The organism is Alkalicoccobacillus plakortidis, from assembly GCF_023703085.1.
GTDB classification, from domain to species: Bacteria; Bacillota; Bacilli; order Bacillales; family Bacillaceae_D; genus Alkalicoccobacillus; species Alkalicoccobacillus plakortidis.
In genome coordinates this window covers 2519996-2536933 of sequence record NZ_JAMQJY010000001.1, presented here as the reverse complement: position 1 = coordinate 2536933, position 16938 = coordinate 2519996, and the positions used below count along the sequence as shown (strand labels likewise).

Sequence of the window (16938 nt, the reverse complement as noted above, 5' to 3'; positions counted from 1 at the left end):
TAAGGTAAAATATTTAACAAGACAACTAGGAGGAGCTAACTCTATGTCTCAAAAAATGGTTTATGTTTCTAAGAACATTCATTTTCTTGATTTGTATCTGCATAATTTCGGTGAGGAAAAATGTAAACCTTATCATTCTTATGGGCCTGCTATTAGAGAGTACCATCTTATACATTATGTTCTTGAAGGAAAAGGAATTTATAAGATTGACAATCAACTGTTTGAGCTTTCAGCTGGTCAAGGTTTTTTAATTCCACCAGATATCGTATCTTTTTATCAAGCAGATGTAGAATACCCATGGCAATATTGTTGGGTAGGTTTTCATGGCCTTCAAGCAAAGCACTTTATTAAGCAGACTTCATTAACAAGAAAACAACCCATTTTTCAAGATAAAGACGCCTCATTTGCTAGTCACATAACACAAATGCTTAAAGCGAACTCTGCATTAAGACAAACGGCACTTTTATATCTATTACTTGATGACCTGACGAAATCAAATCCTCGTCAAGTTCACTTTGATCTAACGGAATCTAAACAAGAAAACTATGTTAAAATGGTCATCGATTTTATCGATATGCACTTTTCTGATAAACTTACAGTCTTTCAAATTGCTAGATTTGTTGGTCTTGATAGAAGCTATCTCACATCTCTCTTCAAAACGTATATTGGTCTAAGTATTCAGGAATATCTTGTTAATTATCGATTATCGAAAGCTTGTCTTCTTCTGAAAGATTCCGACCATGCAATTGGAGACATTTCACGTTCAGTCGGCTATCCTGACTCATTGTTATTTTCCAAGTTATTCAAAAATAAAATTGGAATCTCCCCTAAAAATTATAGAATGGAACAAAAGCATAATAGGGGAGAAAAGGAGGAGGCCCAATAAAAGGGCTTCCTTACTTTTATTTTTTATTATATTCCGTTCGTAGCTTATCACCCAACTTCTTGAGTTCATCTTCAACATCTAAATCTTTATTATTGATCTGATCAATGACCGGCTGAACATTTGTAAGAGCTTCGGATTTTTCAGGGAAAAAGCTCTGTACAACCGTGTTTTCTTCCATAGCTTTTGCTACAATTGCGATATTATCAGGTGCATAATGACTTGTTCCAAATGTATCGGCTGCACTAATTACAGAAGGATAAGCACCAACGATATCAGCTTGAATCTCTTGTCCTTTTCCATGAGTTAGAAACTCAAGTAATTTCCAAGCTTCTTCAGGGTGTTCGGTTTGTGAACCAATGGCAACTGGAAGTCCTAGCAGCTGAGACTTATTACCTTCCTTCCCTCCAGGCATTTCTTGAATATCCCATTCAAAATTCCCGTCTTCTGCATATGCACGCCAATGCCAAGGACCAGCTATACCCATCGCTGCTCTACCAGCTAAAAATAGATCGCCTAAGCCTTCAGATTCAGTAGCCGTTGGTGAAACTTTATGCAAGTTAGATAGATCACGAATCCATGAAATGGCTTCAACAGACTCAGGAGTATCAATTAGAACTTCTGTTCCATCCATACTGAATACTTCTCCACCATTTTGAAGTAACGCTTCCATCCAATAGTATCCACTAGTTCCAAATTGAGTTATTTTTCCGTTCTCCTCTACAGTTAAGTCTTTTGCCTTCTCTAAAAAGTCATCCCATGTCCAACCTTCTTCAGGGTAGTCGACACCCGCTTCATCAAACATATCCTTGTTATACACAATATGATGAGTAATTAAATCCCGAGGTAGGGCATACACATTATCCTCGTATCTCCCCATCTCCCACGCTCCAGGAAGCCACTCATCTTCACTTAATCCTGCTTCTGCAAGCAACTCATCTAATTCCATTAATAGATTCTGACTAGCAAAGCTTTGCAAGGCTGTATCTCGAACCCAAGTCACATCAGGCTTGTCTCCACCCGCAGACATGGTTACAAATTTCTCGTTCACGTTATCGTAAGGTACATGGATTAGTTCAACCTTTATTCCAGGATTCTCCTCCTCAAACACATCTAAAATTTCTTTGTCGCCTTCAAGCTCTGCAGGCCCATTCCCCCATGCAAGCATTCTTAACGTAACGGATTTATTATCGGAGGCATCCCCATCGGATTCACTTCCACATCCAACCAAACCGGTAATTAGCATTGTCCCTGCTAGACCCATTAGCCATTTTCTCTTCATAAAATCTCCCCCTAATTTTTTATCCTTTTATACCTGATAAAGCAATTCCTTCAATAAAATGCTTTTGTGCAAAGAAAAAGATAAGAACAAGCGGCAATATTACCATCGTACTAGCAGCCATCATAGGACCCCATTGCATGTTTAGTTGGCCATTAAATAGTTGAATACCTAAGGCAAGAGTATATTTGCTTGTATCATTTAGATAGATTAAAGGAGTAAGAAAATCATTCCAAGCTCCCCATAAATGATAGAATCCCAACAGTTATTAAAGCGGGCTTAGATAGCGGAACGACAATTCGCCAAAACACTCCAAATGTCGAGCAGCCATCAATGATTGCGGATTCTTCCAGTTCCTTTGGAATGGCTTTAAAGAACTGTCTTAATAAGAATATAAAGAAGGCGTTTCCAAAGAATGCAGGGACGATTAAAGGTAAAAAGGTATTTACCCAACCTAAATTAGAGAAGATAAGGTAAACGGGAATCATTGTCACTTGAGGTGGAAGCATCATAGTGCTTAGCAAAATAACAAACCAAAAGTTTCGCCCTCTGCCCTTAATCCTTGCAAAAGCATAACCTACAATCGAACTTGAAACGATTGTTCCAAGGACTGTGAATCCAGTAACGATAATTGTATTCATGTAAAACCTTAAAAACGGGACAAGTTCGAAAACCTCCTTGTAATTGCCCCAATCGAATGGAGAAGGCAAAATGGAAGGTGGGTATGTTATCGCCTGAGACTCTGTTTTTAAGGAGGTACTAATTAACCAGATGAACGGTAGTATAAATAAGATTGAAAAACCAATTAAAAGCGCGTAGATCATTATTCTGTCAATCGTTCTACTCTTCTTGTAACTTTTATGTGGTTTGATATTAGTACTCAAAACCGCTTTCTCCACTCTACTCACCCCCTCTATTAATCATCGTACTCATAGTAGACCTTCTTACCAAAGAATTTAAATTGTAAAAGTGTAAATACAAGTATGATTAAGAATAATATCCACGCTAATGCAGAAGCATAACCCATCTTAAAGAATTGGAATGCATTCTGATAGAGATAGAGAACATAAAATAATGAGGCGTAGTTTGGTCCACCATTACTCATTACATATGCTTGAGTGAAAACTTGGAATGACCCAATAATCCCCATAATTAGATTAAAGAATATAACGTGTGAGGTCATTGGAACGGTTACATTCCAAAACTTTCTGAACTTACCAGCTCCATCGATATCAGCAGCTTCATATAGGCTTGGTGGTACTCCTTGTAGACCGGCTAAATAAATAACCATTCCTCCACCTACACCCCATAACCCCATGATAATTAAGGTTGGTTTAACCATTGATTCACTAAGTATCCAATTAGAAGTAGGTAAACTAAAAAAATCAAGTACTGCATTTGCTAAACCAAATTCCGGCTTGGAAAATGAGAAGCCATAATAAAGAGCTTGCTACAGCTGGAACAATAGAAGGCAGATAAAAAATCGTCCGAAACACTCCCATAAATTTAACTTTTTGATTTAATAAGACAGCTAGTAAGTATCCAAATACTAAACTTAGTGGTACTCCAAAAAAAGTAAAATAAAAAGTATTCCAAAGCGTTTTCCAGAATAGCGGATCATCAAAGAATAAATTCTTATAGTTTTCTAAACCTATCCATTCAGCCCCACCAAAAATCTGCCAATCAGTAAATGACATGTATAAAGAATAAATCATAGGCCCAACCGCTAGAACTAAGAATCCAAACAACCAAGGCGAAATAAACAAATAAAATATCAATGTTTGATTATTTCTCCTTTTCTTTCTACCACCCAATATCCACGCCTCCTTATAAAATCAGCTAAATTGTATGCGCTTTCATTAGTGGTATTTTATCTTATAATCTCGCACTTAAGATATGTCTTAAGACGTTGAGAATATGGTTTAATGCTTGTTATTATTTTATCTGCACATCATCAAGCGAAGCATATTAAAATAAGCCAGGTAAAAATCATATGATTTTACCTGGCTTATTTATATACTCTTTTTCTTAATACTTGAGCATAGAATACATCATTTCTCAGCTTTGACCTTTGTAAGTATCATAACGCCATAAGGCCCGACCGTACCCGTACTTTGGAGAGTTACATCAGATAAAAGCTCGTTCAATGGTTCATTCAGAGTAATGGTTTGCACATCTCTGCTGTAGTTTAGTAAAAAGAGATATTCCTTGTCCTTACTGCCTCTTATAGCGAGCTCAATCGTTTTTGGAAGTATCAGCTCTGACCTTGTCTTTAACCCTGTAGAAGGTGTCTAATTATATGAGACACCTTCTTCTTCCGTTTACTTATCCATCACAAACCCCGTCTTCGAAGTCTGCTCCTCACTCAACCACTCAGCTTCTATTAATCCGTTCAACCAGGTTTCTTCAATCGAATCAGCTAGTTCCTTGTCACTAACCTTCGTTGAGATCTCGGCAATTGTATCCCCTTTATAGGTCCAGATTTCTACATCTGCATCGATGCCTAAGTACTGGCCTTCATATGTTTTCGCTAGGGCAGGACCATATGGAATCGTTTGACTCAGGGTTTCTTGGTACCAGTCTTCATTGTCCCAGTTACTATATTTCTTAGGAGCTTCATCTTTGAAAAGGTTGATCGCGTAGTCGACATCAATGCCATCAAAAGTTAGTTTTTTGTTCTGTTTAAATGTTTCTTTACGGCTGATGGAGAAGGTATCGGTGCCTTCTTTGCGGTCGTTTTCGAATTTGTAGTTGGACATGTCGTTGTGAAAGCCTTTGGCTGTTGCTTCTGCAATGGCGTCTTGTACGGATACGCCAGGGAAGACCTTTTTATAGGTGATATTTGTTTTCTTATCACTTGCATACACACGCAGACGGTGAATATATCCTTGATCACGGAAGGTTTGATCAGGTGTATCAAAGTAATAGACCTTTACGTCTTCATCGTGCGTGGCATTAAATGCATTTATGATGTCAGCTTGATTCGCGAAGGCATCTAGATCGAGGTTGAATTTCACTTCATAGCCTGGATCAATTGGGCTTTCTGCTTGGGCGGGATGGGCTGTACTTGTAAGAAAAGCAAATGTTAAGGCGGCTACAATACTAGTTTTTTTCATGTGATACGTCCTCCAATGTTTGGTTTTTTAGAATTAGTTCTAAATCTCGTTCTTTGCTGTGGAAGAAAATCGTGTTTCTAGCATTGATTTGTCGGACGAGTGTTTGGAGATCTTCGCGATCCGGGTGAGATTTGTAAAAGGGAGAGTGTTCATTTTTATAGATCCCTGTTTGAATAACTGTACAGTCGGATGCTTTTCCTTTTAATAGATAAACACCTGGTTGCTTCTTGTTTTTAGCTATCTGCAGGCGATCACTGCTCAGCATAGCTTCTAGTTCACAAATTCGCTCATTACGTAAGTTTTCGTGATGCTGCAGGTAGCTGTGCAGATGGCCGTGTAACGGTCGATCGATAAAAAAAGTGCGATCAGGAAGTAGCTGATAAAGAGAGAATAAGAGATCACACGCTTTTCCAGAGATCGTAATTGGAATGAGATATTTTTCTAATGGGTCAGCGAGTAGAGCTATGATGTTTTTGGTACTTTTTTTGTACGGCATGGTGTAAGCAGCATGGCCGCTATCAATCAACGCCAGGTCAAAGGAACGTATTAAAGGTGTGTCCGTGACCAAAAGGGGAGAGGTCAGTGCCAGATCTCCTGAGAAGAAGGTGGCTTGCTGATTCACAAAAAAGATGTACCAAACGCTGCCTAGCATATGTCCGCTATAGCCCCAGGTGATGCTTAGGTTTTTGGTGATAATCACCTGCTTGCCGCGTGTTTGCGTGGCAAGTGCACGAAATTGCAGGTTATCAATTGGAGCGTCTGGTCTTTTCTGACGCCATATTGGCAAGATTATGGCTAGTTGCTCGAGGCTTGCTTCGGACATCCAGACGTCTCCTTTAAAGCCTTTTTCCGCGAGCAAGGGCAGGGCTCCGATGTGATCGTTATGTGTATGAGAGATAAAGACGGCTTGTATTGATTGGGCGATGTCTTCTGTGATGTCTGGATAGACTTCAGGTGTTCCGTTACGTACGCCGCAGTCGAGCATAATGCGTGTGTTGGTTGTGTGGTCGGTTAGGATAAAGCAATTTCTACCGTATTCTTTTACGCCTCCGAGGATTGTTACATCCATCATATTTTTGTTCGTAAGGCCCTTCGCTGTAAGGATTCAATGATGAAGATACAAAGGATGGTTAGGAGCACCGTCACAACGGCCATGGCCATACCTTTGGCGACATCTCCTTGTTCGAACTGGCTATAAATGAATGTTGCACTTGTTTCAACGGACGGCGGAAGAATAAGCAAGGAACCAACAAGTTCACGCATGGAAATAATAAATGTCATCACCCAACCAGCTAGGATGCCCTGTCCTAAAAGGGGCAACCAAACTTTGATAAGAATCAGCCATTCGTTCTGGGCAAAGACAGCATTTGATTGATGAATGGACGAATGAAGCTGTGATAAGGCAGACTTTGTATACTGCACAGAGTACGGCAGGAACAGGACAATGTACGTCACAATTGGCATCCAGGTTGTGTTATAAATCGTGGATGGAAACCACGGTGTATTCCAAAATAGGATTAGACCGACAACAAAAACGATACCCGGAATGATATTAGAGAGAATACTTGTGAAATCAACGAGTTGCTGTGACTTCTTTTGCCCTGCGCGTATAAAGAGTGCGGCACTAAAACCGATCACGGCAGCAATCGTTGAAGCGATGAAGGCAAAGTTAATGCTGTTCATCAGTGCGGTGAAGCTAGCCGAGCCAATCGTAAATGGGTCGGCGTAGTGACTGAATGTTAGGTTACTGAGATTTAACCCGTCTCCTCGTATTTTGAGTAGAGACGTCACAATAATCGAGAAGTACGGGACACCAATAGACAGGCCGAGAATGATGAACACATAGCCACTGGAAAGCACTCGAATCCATAGTGAATCTTTTGGTTTCATTGTGGTTCCAGACTTACCGGAATGTATGCCATACGAATATTTTCGACTAATGATATTTTGCAGATACCAGATCACCATACAAATACTAAGTAAAACCAAGGATAAGCTCGTGGCTGCAGAGATATTGATCGGCCAGCGTGAGAGATACGCATGAATGTCAGTCGTTAACACGTCATAGCCAATTCGTTTTCCAAATGTGGCAGGTGTACCGAATTCACCTAATGTCTTAATAAATACGAGCAGACTTGCCATGACATAGCTTGAGATGAGTAATGGTAATACAACCCGAATCCAGTTGAAGACGGGATTGCCCCCGTAGATTAAGGTCGCATCCAGAAAAGATCCATTGATTCGCATAAGCGCATTTTTCAGCATCAGATACAAAAAAGGATAGAGATGCATACTCATCACAACCACCATGCCGGCGACATTAAAGAAGGTGAAGGGAGCCTTACCTCCAAAGAGTTGCTCATAATAGCCATTGTTCTGCATAAATAAGATCCATCCCATGGAACCGATATAGGGCGGGGTCATAAACGGGATCACAAAAACAATGTCCAACCAATTGCTTTTAACTAGAGCAGTTTTTGTTCGGAAGATGGCGAGTGGCAGGGCAATACATGTTGTAGCCGCAATCACATAGACACCAAGTAGTAAGGAGTTCTGCATCGTTTGAATGATGCTATTTGTTGTTAGAACATAACGCATGGATTCAAATGATAGGGAGCCCTCATCCACAAAGGTGTAGATGAGGACTGAAATTAGTGGTGCTACTGCTAGGAGACACAGTATTAGGAATAGCACTGTAAATGGGGCATGTCTACGTAAGATCACATGTATTCCTCCAATAAGTTTCTTAACGCATTAGTCCATTGATAAGAAGGTGTTTAACGTTTCGATTTGCTTGTCTTCAATCCCGTCAAATTCAAATGGAAGAGTTGGGATATCGGCTAGTACTGCACGGTTACTTAATTCAATCTCCTCGTTACCAGGAAGGATGTATGCATCAGCAACAAGCTCTTGAGCTGTATCAGATAATAGAAAATCCATGTACGCTTTAGCAGCATCGATATTACTAGAGTCAGCTACAATACCTGCTGCACGTGGGCTAATCACTGTACCACTCTCTGGATAATAAATATCAACAGGTTCGCCACTTTCTTTCGCTTTGTAGGTCATGTAATCAACGGCAGCGACTACAACGTCTTTATCTCCAGTGATGACAGCGTCGAGTGACTCCTTGTTTGCTCCAGCAATTAGTAAGTCGTTGTCCATCCAGCCTTGGATGATGTCCCAGCCTTTCTCATCAGCATCAGTTAGTCCATAAAGAAAGTCGACCGCTGATCCAGAGGAAGTAGGATCAGGCATGGTTACACGGCCTTGCCATTCGGATTCGCCAAACTCATTCCAATCAGCATCTAGAGAATCTACTTGATTGGTGTTATAGGCAACACCAAGAGCAGAGGCACTATACCCGTAGTAATAATGATCGGAATCACTCCATTCAGGGTTCATGCTATCGGCATTTTCCGGCTCATAGGGTTGTAATTTCTCTTCTGATTTTAAGCCTTCCATGGACGGGATCGATGCAAGCACAACAACATCAGCAATTGGATTATTGGATTCTGCTTCTAGGCGAGAGAGGATTTTTCCTGTGGTGCTTTGGAACATTTCAACCTTAATGCCTGTCTCTTCTTCAAATGCTGCTTGAATATTCTCAGCTAATCCTTCTGGTCCCGCAGAGTATACAGTTAAGGTCTCTGGTGTTGTAGCTGTTTCAGATGAGGCTGCTTCGGTTTTCGTACTTGTTGTGGTGTCAGTCGCACCAGCATCAGCTCCACAAGCTCCTAGTAGTAGTACGGATGCAGAAACACCTGCGATGGTTAATAGATTCATTTTTTTCATGATTATGCCTCCCGTTTCATTAGTGAATGTATGTGATGTTCATCAATATAAAGCTTGATTGTAGATCCCTCTTGATGAGGCTTATTGTCATAGAATTTCCATAGCTGTTCATGCGTGTTAACAAAAATAACGTAGCGATCACCTTCATACATACTCTTTGCGACCACACCAGATCGTAGGATCGTGTGTTTACGAGGCTGCAGAAAGACATTCTCTGGACGAACCATACTGTTCTGATCCTCTAGCCAATTCGTTTTGCCAATGAAATTTGCCACAAAGGAGTTGGCGGGAGTGTGATAGATGTCTTCAGGTGAGCCTGTTTGAACAACCTCTCCCGTATCCATGACAATCATGCTATCTGACATGGCCATTGCTTCGGTTTGATCGTGTGTAACAAAAATGCCTTGTGCGCCAATTGATTGAACGATCGTCAGGATCTCCTCGCGCATTTGATCTCTCAGGACGGCATCCAGAGCACTAAGTGCTTCATCGAAAAGAATGAGTTTGGGATTAACAGCAATTGCTCGTGCCAACGCAACACGTTGTTGTTGACCACCAGACAAATCGCCGGGCAACACGTTCGCTTTTGCTTCGAGTTTCACTTTTGACAAGGCCTCACGAGCTAGATCAACTCGTTCCCTCCTCGATACTTTTCCGCGAAGGCCAAAGGCAATATTCTCTAAGACACTCATGTGTGGCCATAATCCAAAATCCTGAAACACCATCGCAATCTGGCGTTTGTTTGGCTTCACATTAATCTTCTTTTCCTTTGAGAAGATCGTCCGGTCATCGAAAAAGATGTCCCCAGCTGATGGTTCAGAAAGCCCAACTAGCATTTTTAGTAACGTTGTTTTCCCACAACCAGATTGACCGAGTATCGTAACAAAGGTGTCTTTTATGGTGAGATTGATTGGTTTCACAGCTTGTACCTGGCCAAATGTCTTCTCAATGCCCTCTAAGCGAATGATCATGTTACCCTCTCCTCATTTTTCTCTTCGTCTCTAAGTGTAGTGATGAAGTATTTAGAAAGGATTAACGAACTGTTAACAATTCATTAAAAAGAATCTGATAAGATCTACCTATCGTTAGAAATTATCTAAACTACTGTAGGAGGATAAAGTGAATCTGCAAAAATTACAGGTCTTTCTCTCATTAGTAGAAACAAGAAAAATGACCCAAACCGCAAAGCTCTTGGGATTATCTACACCAACGGTTTCCTTTCACATTAAGTCGCTTGAAGAAGACTATGGAGTGAAACTTTTTCGGACAAATGCAGGAGGATACAGGCTGACAGATGTAGGGGAAATGCTTCATCATTATGCGAAGCAGCTCAGTCAAGTGAACCAAGCACTAGTTAAAAGCGTCGAAGATTATAAGAACGGGGAGAACGGATCGATCAATTTAGGAGCAAGTGGAGTGCCAGCTCAGTTGTTTATGCCAGAGTTGATTCATCAGCTGGCTGAACGATACCCAAGGATCAAAGTCTCACTAGATGTGCAAACCGCCCCGGAAATAGAAAGAAGACTCCTTTTACAGGAGCTTGATTGTGGTCTATTGATGGAAACAGGGAAGAAAGAAGAAGAGCTGATGTATGAACCCATCACGAGTGACAAAATCGTATTAGCCTTTAGCCGGTCGCACCCATTTGCAAGTGCACCTTCTTTTGAAAAGGTAGACCTCAAAGAGCAGATCTTACTTGTGCACAGACTCTCAAGCTCAACCGGTCACTTCTCAGAATCATGGCTAAGAGAGCAGAAGCTACAAATGGAGATGATCCAACTAGATTCAGTCTCAACGATTATCAAAATGCTATCCTACGGCAAGGCAGTAGCCTTAATCTCCAAGAAACTAATCGAAAATGAAGACCATCTTGCCTATATCGAGTTCGAAAACAAAGAGCTCGAACGGCAAATTTATTTTGTCTACCACCGCAATCTTTGGATGGGGGCACCATTTCGTCATTTTCAGGAACTGGTGGAGGAATTGAAGAAGGGAGGCTAGTCCCGTTATACATGAGATCAGTGCTGTTTGATTTTTTGGGGTATGTCTAATTGATTAATGATGAAGGATAGCAATGCATCCAATGGATTATCAACTTTCTGGGACGTTTGTTTCTCATATTCCTTTGCAGCACCTACCATTGATAACTGACCAACTGATACGTGTTTGTTTGTATGATTTAGTAAGAATTCTAGTATCTTTTGTTCGTATTCCTCTCCGCGACCTTGTAATAGTAAGTCAAATGATTCTTCAATAATAAGTGGTTTGCAATTTACTTGTTTGTGGTGGTAATATGCGTAATCATTAAGACGTTTTATGGTTCCATTAATCGTATTCGGATTTGTAAATAGCATCAATTGAGGTTGTTCAGAACAACAAATGTGGTCAAAAAAAGGTTCATCGATTTTTATGATAGGTACTTCTATCATGAATATGCTCTCATCTATCATGGTTATGTATTCTGTACAAGTAACAACAATGGCATCCACTTCACATGTAGCAATCCACTCTAATTGATCTTTTACTCTATTTTGAGAAAGCACCTTATTAATGTCCTTTTGAAGTAATAAACCAGGATCAACAAAATGAACTAACTCAACTTCGTATGGAGAGAAACATGTTTCTATGTGTTCGATGTTCGTATGGTGCGCATGAAGAAAACCCAATCGCTTTTTCAAAAACTCATCTCCTGTTCTAGTTCATTTCAATCCTTACTTTTAATTTTACTATATAGCTCCGGAGAATGGTTCTAAGCTAGCCAAATATCTAAAACACATAATAAATAAGAACATACGCCACAAGCTTTCCTAAAAAAAGTGCCGCAAGCAGTTTCTTATAGGAAGGCTTATTTGCGTCTTTTATTTCTTGATTTTCAGGAGAGTGCATGATCATCACTCCTACTTTTTTAATGTTCTATTACCTTAAGGGCTCTTAATAAAACCACTTTTTGTTAATTGAACCCTATAAAGTTAAAAGAAAGCGCCGCCACAAAATTTTTATATATGATCGGCTCACACACCATTCACAAAGGGTGTGAGCTATCCGATAGATAATTATAATACTTTGTTTGACTAAAGTAGACAGAATGATTTGACAAATTAAGAATAGGGGAAAACACCACATGAACAACATCAGACGTCGTAACATCTTTTCATTTCTGGAGACTTCTTTAAAAACTAAGCTCATTCTTTCCTTTTTACTCATTTTGATAGGACCTAGCCTTATGATTGCTATTATTTCTTTTTATAGTGCTAGTCAAAATGTGGATCAGCAGCTTGAAGGTGCTGCCGAAGAGAGTCTGGCCATTATTGATCATACAATTACTAATTTTATAATGACTCAGAAAGAGAACATCGACTATTTAGCTGATACGAGTGATGTGTCTACCTTTTTAGAGGAAGATGCATCAGGTCAGAGAGTGCTATTAGATGATTTTCAGGATTCTAGATCAAACGTAGAACTAACATTTGTGGGGACTGAGCAAGGTCATTTTATGCAGTCACCAGTTGATCCTCCGGCAGATCCAGATTATGACCCTCGGGTACGTCCTTGGTATCAATTAGCAAAAGAACAAAGTGGACAGATTGTCATTACGCCACCTTATGTATCAGCTTCTACTGATTCTGTCGTAACAACAATTGCAAAGACGACAGAGGATGGACTGGGAGTGGCGGGTATTGATATTACGTTAAATGCGATTACAGATATGCTTTCTACGATTACGATTGGGAATGAGGGATTTGTCTTTTTACTTGATGCAGAGAACCACTATATCTCTCACCCTACTGAAACAATCGGAGAAGAAGCGAGTGGTGAATTCCTTACTTTTCAAGAGAGTGAAAAAGGCAGGCTTGGATATACGTACAAAGGTGAGGCTACAACGCTAAACTATGTGACAAATGCAGAGACAGGCTGGAAGATTGTTGCTGTTTCTTTAGATAAAGAGGTTGGGGAAGCGACACATCCTATTCTCGTCACGTCAGCAATTGTTACCGTAGCTTCTATTCTGATTGGAATGATCATCGTCATCATGTTATTACGTTCGATCACGAAACCACTTGAAAAGCTAACAACGTCAGCTGAACGAATGAGTGAGGGAGACCTAAGTGTGACGTTTGATGCGTCGTCCAATCAAAAAAATGAGATCAATCGTTTAAGTCGCGCGTTTGAGACGATGAGGCAATCGTTATCCACGATGATTTCACATGTGCAGGATAAATCTCAGTATGTTGCTTCTTCATCAGAAGAGCTCTCTGCAAGTGCGGAGGAAAATACAAAAGCAACGGAGCAAATATCTGAAGATGTACAAGAGATGGCTCAAAAAGTAGACAGACAAAGGGACCTTATTCAAAGAGGAAGCCTGGCTACGAAAAAGATGACAGAGAGTGTCTCATCGGTTACGAAACGATCACAAACAGTACTGACAAATACAATTCAAGCCACTCATGCTGTGGAGGATGGGCATACAGCAATCTCAAGTAGTATTCAGCAAATGCAGCAGGTAAAACAAACGGTTGAAGAGCTCTCAACTAGTGTAACGGGTCTTGGACATAGAGCTACTGAGGTTAATAAAGTGATAGATGAAATTACTGGTATAGCGGAACAAACCAATCTATTAGCTTTAAATGCAGCTATTGAAGCCGCTCGGGCAGGTGAGCAAGGAAAAGGGTTTGCGGTTGTGGCCGAGCAGGTTCGTCGTCTGGCAGAACAATCTGCAGAATCGGCAAAGGTTATTAAGAAGATCCTTGAATCCATCCAGAAAGAAACGAACCAAACTACTGTGAAAATGCAAGAAAGTACAGAGCAGGTTCAAAAAGGTATTGAGGTCGTTAATAATGCTGGCGATACATTTGGTGTGGTTAAGCAATTCATTGATGGGGTGTCTGAAGAAATAAAAGATGTCTATGAAGAAACTAAACAATTAGACTCAGGTACCAATCAGTTTATTCAAACATTCCAAGAGATCTCAACGATTGCAGAACTAACGGCAGCAAACTCAGAAAACGTAACTGCCTCAACAGAAGAACAGCTTGCATCCATGCAAGAGATTTCCGCTGCAGTCAGCAGTCTTTCTCAAGTAGCGGAGGAATTACAGGATTTGGCGTTACAGTTTGAATTAGAAGACAAATAGTAAGAGAAAAACACACTCTACATAGCGGGAGTGTGTTTTTCTATACATTTGTGATGATGGTTTAATCATCCGTCGTTGTTTTCTTAAAGCAAATGTACACTACTATTGCTGCAACCAATACCCATATGGAAATGACCCCAAGTGGTAACCATGAATTGGTGTCATGGATTCCAATGGCTTGCATGATGGGGACATATTCAATAATGGTAGCGGCGATTTCATTATTTACAAAGAACTCCAAGTTTAAAAGCATTGGTGTAAAACCAAACAAAAACATAATGGGCATAATGTACACGTAAGTTGAGGCCACGCTTTTAGCGTACAGTCCAATACCAATTCCAAGTAAGAGAAAGAACATAAATAGTAAGAGAACCCCTATGATTGCCCTGACGTTTAGTAACGGATCAAATCCTGTGATCACGAGTGAGATAGCAAGTGCTACAAATGTGACAATGGTGGTGACTAGACTTTTCCCAATAATGATATCGAAAAATGAAGCTGGCGATTGAATTAAACCACGTAATGTTTTCTTTTCATTTTCTTCAGCCATCATGGTAATAATCATATTAGATGTTACAGCTGAAAACGTAATGCCAATAATCATATAAACCAGAAAGACTGCCGCTTCACCATCACCTATCTGGCTATAAAGCAAAGCCATCACAATGGGAAGGGCGGCCGTGACGAGTAACACTGTATTTTTCATGAAGTCTTTATAATCCTTTTCAAAAATGGCAGCTATACGTTGAGTATTCATTAGACTAGCTCCTTTCCGGTAACTTTTAGGAAGATTTGGCCAAGGGACGGGTTGTCGGAATGCATAAATTTAATTTGGTTTGTTGTGATTAACTCGTTTATTTGACCCGCGTTCTCTGGCTTGTTTTGAATAACTAATTGTTCACCAGTAACTGTTTCTACATGAAAAGCATGTGTTGAGTATTTATACCTGAGGGCAGAGGGACTGTCTATTTCCTGCAGCTCTCCATTGTGTAAGAAAGCAACACGATCACATAACTCAGTAGCTTCCTCCATATTATGAGTCGTTAAAAAGATGGTGGTTCCGGCTTCGTTTAATCTCTGTAATCCACGGTGAATATGTGTCATGTTTCCGGGATCTAGGGCAGATGTCGGTTCATCAAGAAAAACAAGGTCAGGTTTATGAATAAGTGCTTTTGCTAAAAGGACACGTTGCTTCATGCCTTTTGATAACTTGGAGACGGTTTTCGATCCTTCATCTTGTAAATTTACTTCTTTTAAGATCACGTCGATTTGTTTTAGTGGTGCACCATATAATTTGCAAAATAGTTTTAAATTATCACGTACTGTAAGTCGATCGTATAATGTGCTGTTATCAGATAAGACGCCTATTTTTGATTTGAAAGCAGCTGATCCAAATTTAGTTGAATCCATTCCGAGTACTTTTACGTCACCAGCAGTTGCTGAAAGTTCGCCCGTTAGTATTTTATTTGTCGTTGTTTTTCCAGATCCACTTGGACCAAGTAATCCAAAAATCTCTCCTTTTTTAACTGTAAGTGTTACGTCCTTAATAGCGGTGTGTGACCCGAATACTTTTTTCATTCCGGTTAATTCGATTGCGTTTGTCATTTGATTACCCCCATCGGTTGATTGCTTTCATCATAGCCTGTAGGAGTTTATGAAGCATTCGATTTCAACCGAAATGTACCCAATTAAGAGTGAACGGTACCAAACTTGTATTAAAAACTACCGAAAATAAGCTTAATGTACCAACTGTTTACGCTGAACTGTACCTATTTAAGGCTGAATTTCTCCTGGATCTCCTGGATTTTGGTTCGAGACAATGGGATGGTTGATTGTACGCTGTTATCGATTCTGAGCGAGTAGGCATTTTTTGACCATGTAATGATCTCGCGTACTTTTTGCAGGTTCACAATGTAAGAACGATGGCATCGATAGAATCCATAGACATTTAATTTTTGCTCGATTTCTGCGAGCGTTGAATCCATAAGATAGGACTCATCATTAATGACAATTTTTCCTTTTCCATCTTCGCTCTCTATGTAATCGATCTCAAGCGGATCAAATAAAATAATTTTGTCATCGACCTTTGCAGGAATTTTGAATAAGTGATCAAATGTAGTAGAAGGAGGTGCCTCCTCTTCTGCAATCTCTTCTTTCTCCTCAGCAATCTCGATTTTATTTAGTCCGTTTTGCTGAAGTTTATATGGGACGTCACCAAGTAATAAAGCGTGTTCCATGTTGGACACTAAAATGAGTATAGGCATAGGGTGGCTTCTCATCTTTTCGAGCATTTTGATAAAGGTTTGAGTGGTTTTAATATCTACACCATGAATGGGCTCGATAAAAACCATGGACTTGGCATCACTCAAAAAGTATTTGGCAAAGTATACGCGTCGAATTTCAGATTCGGTGCATGTATGTAATGGTTTCTTTGCGCAGCTATGTAGTTCAAACTGCACTAAGATTTCGGGAAGAGTTGTACTATGTGCAAACCATTTATGAAAAAAAGCCACATTGTCCTCGACTGTAAGGCGCATGTATAAGCCGTCTTTTTGGTCAAAGAGGGGGATGTTGCTATTAGTGTTTAGGTTTTTAGCTAGCTCTGTTTGTTTATCTGTATCACAGTAGATGGTAGTAACAAAGGAATCGCTGATAGTAAGGGAAAACGCGGGCAGCGACTCTGAGCTGATAATTTCTTGATCAATGATGAACGTGGCCATGTGGTTACCCCTTT

Annotated in this window: 17 protein-coding genes; 3 read left to right on the top strand and 14 right to left on the bottom strand. The window is 40.1% G+C overall.

From position 1 onward, the window contains the following. Positions 1–43: 43 nt before the first annotated feature. Positions 44–886 (top strand): AraC family transcriptional regulator, encoded by an 843-nt coding sequence (locus NDM98_RS13290; protein WP_251608404.1) that lies wholly within the window; start codon positions 44–46, stop codon positions 884–886. 16 nt (positions 887–902) lie between these two features. Here NDM98_RS13290 and NDM98_RS13285 read toward each other — a convergent pair whose 3' ends face one another. The 10 genes from NDM98_RS13285 to NDM98_RS13250 form a co-directional block, all read right to left on the bottom strand. Further along, entirely contained in the window at positions 903–2165 is a 1263-nt protein-coding gene (locus NDM98_RS13285) for an ABC transporter substrate-binding protein (RefSeq protein ID WP_251608401.1), read from the bottom strand. Between the two features lie 224 nt (positions 2166–2389). Further along, positions 2390–2803, bottom strand: coding sequence for a carbohydrate ABC transporter permease (locus NDM98_RS24115; RefSeq protein ID WP_307728811.1), 414 nt, complete (start codon positions 2801–2803; stop codon positions 2390–2392). A 275-nt stretch (positions 2804–3078) separates the two neighbouring features. Beyond that, the gene (locus tag NDM98_RS24110; protein ID WP_373370383.1) at positions 3079–3504 is read right to left on the bottom strand and encodes a carbohydrate ABC transporter permease; all 426 of its coding nucleotides are present in this window, start codon (positions 3502–3504) and stop codon (positions 3079–3081) included. A gap of 43 nt (positions 3505–3547) precedes the next feature. Continuing rightward, the gene (locus NDM98_RS24105; protein WP_307728810.1) at positions 3548–3976 is read right to left on the bottom strand and encodes a carbohydrate ABC transporter permease; all 429 of its coding nucleotides are present in this window, start codon (positions 3974–3976) and stop codon (positions 3548–3550) included. Positions 3977–4213: 237 nt separating this feature from the next. After that, positions 4214–4390 (bottom strand): Beta-galactosidase C-terminal domain, encoded by a 177-nt coding sequence (locus tag NDM98_RS24680; protein WP_373370413.1) that lies wholly within the window; start codon positions 4388–4390, stop codon positions 4214–4216. A gap of 93 nt (positions 4391–4483) precedes the next feature. After that, on the bottom strand, positions 4484–5278 hold the full coding sequence (locus NDM98_RS13270) for a CYTH domain-containing protein (RefSeq protein WP_251608398.1): 795 nt from the start codon (positions 5276–5278) through the stop codon (positions 4484–4486). Beyond that, entirely contained in the window at positions 5265–6350 is a 1086-nt protein-coding gene (locus NDM98_RS13265) for an MBL fold metallo-hydrolase (RefSeq protein WP_251608395.1), read from the bottom strand. The genes NDM98_RS13270 and NDM98_RS13265 overlap by 14 nt, the downstream gene beginning before the upstream one ends. Further along, on the bottom strand, positions 6347–8002 hold the full coding sequence (locus NDM98_RS13260) for an ABC transporter permease (protein WP_251608392.1): 1656 nt from the start codon (positions 8000–8002) through the stop codon (positions 6347–6349). The genes NDM98_RS13265 and NDM98_RS13260 overlap by 4 nt, the downstream gene beginning before the upstream one ends. 30 nt (positions 8003–8032) lie before the next feature. After that, the gene (locus tag NDM98_RS13255) at positions 8033–9073 is read right to left on the bottom strand and encodes an ABC transporter substrate-binding protein (protein ID WP_251608389.1); all 1041 of its coding nucleotides are present in this window, start codon (positions 9071–9073) and stop codon (positions 8033–8035) included. Between the two features lie 2 nt (positions 9074–9075). Further along, entirely contained in the window at positions 9076–10044 is a 969-nt protein-coding gene (locus NDM98_RS13250) for an ABC transporter ATP-binding protein (protein WP_251608386.1), read from the bottom strand. A gap of 148 nt (positions 10045–10192) precedes the next feature. On the opposite strand from NDM98_RS13250, the gene NDM98_RS13245 reads away from it, so the two are divergent. Then, the gene (locus tag NDM98_RS13245) at positions 10193–11074 is read left to right on the top strand and encodes a LysR family transcriptional regulator (RefSeq protein ID WP_251608383.1); all 882 of its coding nucleotides are present in this window, start codon (positions 10193–10195) and stop codon (positions 11072–11074) included. A gap of 17 nt (positions 11075–11091) precedes the next feature. On the opposite strand, the gene NDM98_RS13240 is transcribed toward NDM98_RS13245, so the two are convergent. Next, entirely contained in the window at positions 11092–11751 is a 660-nt protein-coding gene (locus NDM98_RS13240) for a hypothetical protein (protein ID WP_251608381.1), read from the bottom strand. Between the two features lie 443 nt (positions 11752–12194). On the opposite strand from NDM98_RS13240, the gene NDM98_RS13235 reads away from it, so the two are divergent. Then, on the top strand, positions 12195–14204 hold the full coding sequence (locus NDM98_RS13235; protein ID WP_251608378.1) for a methyl-accepting chemotaxis protein: 2010 nt from the start codon (positions 12195–12197) through the stop codon (positions 14202–14204). Between the two features lie 61 nt (positions 14205–14265). On the opposite strand, the gene NDM98_RS13230 is transcribed toward NDM98_RS13235, so the two are convergent. The 3 genes from NDM98_RS13230 to NDM98_RS13220 form a co-directional block, all read right to left on the bottom strand. After that, on the bottom strand, positions 14266–14961 hold the full coding sequence (locus NDM98_RS13230; protein WP_251608377.1) for an ABC transporter permease: 696 nt from the start codon (positions 14959–14961) through the stop codon (positions 14266–14268). Then, on the bottom strand, positions 14961–15809 hold the full coding sequence (locus tag NDM98_RS13225) for an ABC transporter ATP-binding protein (RefSeq protein ID WP_251608374.1): 849 nt from the start codon (positions 15807–15809) through the stop codon (positions 14961–14963). Before NDM98_RS13225 ends, NDM98_RS13230 begins: the two co-directional genes overlap by 1 nt. A gap of 164 nt (positions 15810–15973) precedes the next feature. Beyond that, complete coding sequence (locus tag NDM98_RS13220; protein ID WP_251608372.1) at positions 15974–16924, bottom strand: response regulator transcription factor; 951 nt, start codon at positions 16922–16924, stop codon at positions 15974–15976. Between the last annotated feature and the right edge of the window lie 14 nt (positions 16925–16938).